The sequence below is a fragment of the Streptomyces sp. NPDC058534 genome (assembly GCF_042717365.1).
GTDB lineage: Bacteria > Actinomycetota > Actinomycetes > Streptomycetales > Streptomycetaceae > Streptomyces.
In genome coordinates this window covers 1-4,116 of record NZ_JBHXNW010000026.1, presented here as the reverse complement: position 1 = coordinate 4,116, position 4,116 = coordinate 1, and the positions used below count along the sequence as shown (strand labels likewise).

The window sequence follows — 4,116 nt, the reverse complement described above, 5'->3', positions numbered from 1 at the left end:
CCCGGTGCTGGGGGGGGGGGGGGTCGCCTCTCCTCTCCGGCGCTCCGCTCGCTGGCGCGGGGGTGGGGCGGCGGGGGGCGTCCCCCCCCCCCCCCCCCCTCCCGTCTTCTTCCGTCTTCTCCCGTCTTCCCGTTCACGGGTGGAGCACAGTTCACCCACAGGGGGAGGGTTGTATTCCGCAGGTCAGGGGTATGACGGCTGTGACCGTTCGGGCAGGCCGGCCGTGTGGGAGGGACCCCGACATGCTCTTGGAAGCGCTCAGCGCCGCGATCCTCGGATTCGCCCTGGCATGGGCGGCCGTCCATCGTCTGCCGCACCGCCTCCCCGCCCGGGTCCTGGTCCTGCCGACGGGAATCGCCGGGGCGCTGTTCGGGGCGTTCGTCACGCACACCGCGATGGGCAGCGGCGGCCTGCTGCTGGTGCTCCTGGGCTCGGCCGCGCTCTCCGCGGCCTCGCTGTCGCTGCTGCTGCGCCCCGCGGGAAGACTCCGCCGCAGCTCGGCGACCGCCTGACCGGCCGCCGAGGCTCCGGGACGCGCCCGCGCTGACCGCGGTCGGGCGCGGGCGGCGAGCACCTCGGGGGCCAGGCGTCAGGCCGCCAGCCCCAGCGCCGCCATCCGCTTGGTGTGCGCCTCGGTGATCCGGGAGAACATCCGGCCGACTTCCGCCAGGTCGAAGCCGTCCGCGACACCGCCCACGAGCATGGTCGACAGCGCGTCCCGGTCGGCCACCACCCGCTGGGACTGCGAGAGGGCCTCGCCCATCAGCCGCCGCGCCCACAGCGCGAGCCGCCCGCCCACGCGCGGGTCGGCGTCGATCGCCGCGCGGACCTTCTCCACGGCGAAACCGGCGTGCCCGGTGTCGTCGAGCACGGCCAGCACCAGCTCACGGGTGTCCGCGTCGAGGCGAGCCGCGACCTCACGGTAGAAGTCACTGGCGATGGAGTCGCCGACGTAGGCCTTGACGAGCCCCTCCAGCCAGTCCGAGGGGTCCGTCTGCTTGTGGAAGCCGTCGTAGGCGGCCACGAACGGCTCCATCGCCGCGGTCGGCTCCTCACCGATCTCCGCGAGCCGGTCGCGCAGCCGCTCGAAGTGGTGGAACTCCGCCGACGCCATCTTCGCCAGCTCCGCCTTGTCCCCCAGCGTGGGCGCCAGCTTGGCGTCCTCCGCCAGCCGCTCGAACGCCGCCAGCTCGCCGTACGCGAGCGCGCCGAGCAGGTCCACGACGGCGGCGCGGTACTGCGGGTCGGCCGCGGCCGACGCCCAGTCCCGGGCGGCCACTCCGGTGGGGCCGATGGCTTCGGCTGCTCCGGTGGTTTCGGCGGGGGCGTCTGCGGCGGTGCCAGGCTTGTCAGAGCTCGTCATGCAGCGCACAATAGCCCGCTCTTCGACAGCGGTAAGGCCCTGGTCAGTCAGTGTGACGACGACTACGTGACCAATTCGGCCATCGCATGTGCGCGAATCCGGGGTATGGTGGTAATGCGCCTGCCGAGTATGTGACGTACGGGTACGTGACATCGTCGTCGGGCCGCACGCATGAGGATGCCCGGTCGGTGGCCCGATCGGCTCCGACCCGACAGCCCTCCCTGCCGTACGCCACACTGCGTACGGAATCCGGAGGGGGACCCTCAGTGGTACGAGCGCTGGAGCGTCGACAGAGGTCCCGTGTCCTACGGCTCATCCGTAAGGCAGCCGACGTCCCCGACACGATCCGGCAAGACCCGCGCGCTCGCCTCGCACCACGTACACAGAAGAGGCAGCACCCTGACTACGACGTTCCGATCCCTCGGGATCCTCCCCGAGACCGCCGAAGCCCTCGAAGCCGTCGGCATCATCAATCCCTTCCCCATCCAGGAGATGACGCTCCCCGTGGCCCTGTCGGGCACGGACGTCATCGGCCAGGCCAAGACCGGCACCGGCAAGACGCTGGGCTTCGGCCTTCCGCTCCTCGAGCGTGTCACCGTCCCCGCGGACATCGAGGCGGGCCGCGCCGCGCCCGAGGCCCTGACCGACGCCCCGCAGGCCCTCGTCGTCGTACCGACGCGCGAGCTGTGCCAGCAGGTCACCAACGACCTCCTGACCGCCGGCAAGGTCCGCAACGTGCGCGTCACCGCGATCTACGGCGGCCGGGCCTACGAGCCGCAGGTCGAGGCCCTGAAGAAGGGCGTCGACGTGATCGTCGGCACCCCGGGCCGCCTGCTGGACCTCGCGGGCCAGAAGAAGCTCAGCCTGAAGCACGTCAAGTGCCTGGTCCTCGACGAGGCCGACGAGATGCTCGACCTGGGCTTCCTGCCCGACGTCGAGAAGATCATCAACATGCTGCCGACGCGTCGCCAGACCATGCTGTTCTCGGCGACCATGCCGGGTGCGGTCATCGGACTCGCCCGCCGCTACATGTCGCAGCCCACGCACATCCGCGCCACCTCGCCGGACGACGCGGGCGCGACGGTCGCGAACACGAAGCAGTTCATCTACCGCGCGCACAACATGGACAAGCCCGAGATGGTGGCGCGCATACTGCAGGCCGACGGCCGGGGACTGGCCATGGTCTTCTGCCGCACCAAGCGCACGGCGGCCGACCTGGCCGACCAGCTCAAGCAGCGCGGCTTCGCCTCCGGCGCGGTCCACGGCGACCTCGGCCAGGGCGCGCGCGAGCAGGCCCTGCGCGCCTTCCGCAACGGCAAGGTGGACGTGCTCGTCTGCACCGACGTGGCCGCCCGCGGCATCGACGTCGAGGGTGTGACGCACGTCATCAACTACCAGTCGCCGGAAGAGGAGAAGACGTACCTGCACCGCATCGGCCGCACCGGCCGCGCGGGCGCCAAGGGTACGGCGATCACGCTGGTCGACTGGGACGACATCCCCCGCTGGCAGTTGATCAACAAGGCGCTGGACCTGGGCTTCAACGACCCGCCGGAGACGTACTCCACCTCCCCGCACCTGTACACGGACCTCGGTATCCCCAAGGGCACCAAGGGTGTGCTTCCGCGCTCGGAGCGCACCCGCGCCGGGCTCGACGCCGAGGTGCTGGAGGACCTGGGCGAGCCGGGCGGCCGCGGTGGCCGTACCCGCGGTGGCCGTGGCGGCCGGGACGAGTCCCGCACCGCCGAGCGCGAGCGTTCCTCCCGTGAGACGCCGCGTCGCCGCCGCCGGATGCGCGGCGGGGCCCCGCTGGACGCGGACACCTCCGCGAGCGCCGCGACCGAGGCCGTGACCGGCGGTGCCGACGGCGCCACGGACACGGACGAGGCCAAGGCTCCCCGCACGCTGCGCCGCCGCCGGCGGACGCGTGGCGGTGAGCCGTCGCGCCGTCCGGTGCCGGCCACCACGGCCGACGCCCCGGTGGCGCAGGCCGCCGAGGGGACCGCCGTCGCGGTCTCCGAGGTCACCGACGTGGCGCAGGCCGCGGAGGTCGTGGAGACCCCGGCCAAGGCGCGTCGCCGCCGCACCCGCAAGTCGGCGGAGGCACCGGCCGCTCCGCTGGAGACCACGCCCGCGACCGAGCCGACGGCCACGGCCACGGCGGTCGTCGAGGCCCCGGTCGTCGAGGCACCCGTGGAGACCAAGCCGCGCCGCACGCGGAAGACCGCCGCCACCAAGGCAAAGGCCGTCACCACCGAGGCGGAGGCCGTCGCCACCGAGGCGGAGGCCGTCGCCACAAAGGCGGAGGCCGTCGCGGACACCGTCGAAGGCACGGAGACCAAGCCGCGCCGCCGCACCCGCAAGGCCGCCACCGCCGAGCCCGTCGAGGCGGCGACCGAGGCCACCCAGGCCCCGGACACCGCCGAGACCAAGCCCCGACGCACCCGGAAGACGACCGCCGCCAAGGCAGAGGCCGCCGCCGACACCGCCGAAGGCATCGAGGCCAAGCCCCGCCGCCGCACCCGCAAGGCCACCCAGGCCGCGGAGCCGGTCGAGGCCGCCGCCGGTATCCCGGCACAGACGGCGCCGGAGACGGAAGCGGTCGAGGCCAAGCCCCGGCGCACCCGGAAGACCGCCGCCGCCAAGGCGGAGACCGCCGCGGACACCGCCGAAGGCATCGAGGCCAAGCCCCGCCGCCGCACCCGCAAGGCCACCCAGGCCGCGGAGCCGGTCGAGGCCGCCGCCGGTATCCCGGC

The 4,116-nt window shown here is 73.4% G+C and carries 3 protein-coding genes; 2 read left to right on the top strand and 1 reads right to left on the bottom strand.

What is annotated here, in order from left to right; genetic code table 11:
* Positions 1 to 242: 242 nt before the first annotated feature.
* Positions 243 to 512, top strand: coding sequence for a hypothetical protein (locus ACFWR9_RS17790; protein WP_383842611.1), 270 nt, complete (start codon positions 243 to 245; stop codon positions 510 to 512).
* 77 nt (positions 513 to 589) lie between these two features.
* Here the strand turns inward: ACFWR9_RS17790 and ACFWR9_RS17785 are convergent, their stop codons facing one another.
* The gene (locus tag ACFWR9_RS17785) at positions 590 to 1,363 is read right to left on the bottom strand and encodes a ferritin-like domain-containing protein (RefSeq protein WP_383842608.1); all 774 of its coding nucleotides are present in this window, start codon (positions 1,361 to 1,363) and stop codon (positions 590 to 592) included.
* Between the two features lie 492 nt (positions 1,364 to 1,855).
* On the opposite strand from ACFWR9_RS17785, the gene ACFWR9_RS17780 reads away from it, so the two are divergent.
* Positions 1,856 to 4,116 (top strand): DEAD/DEAH box helicase (locus ACFWR9_RS17780; RefSeq protein WP_383842605.1); only part of this gene is annotated, 2,261 nt, incomplete at its 3' end.

Excerpts from the sequence above, each read along its gene's own strand:
- ACFWR9_RS17790 (WP_383842611.1), top strand. The coding sequence starts at position 243 with ATGCTCTTGGAAGCGCTCAGCGCCGCGATCCTCGGATTCGCCCTGGCA.
- ACFWR9_RS17785 (WP_383842608.1), bottom strand. The coding sequence starts at position 1,363 with ATGACGAGCTCTGACAAGCCTGGCACCGCCGCAGACGCCCCCGCCGAA.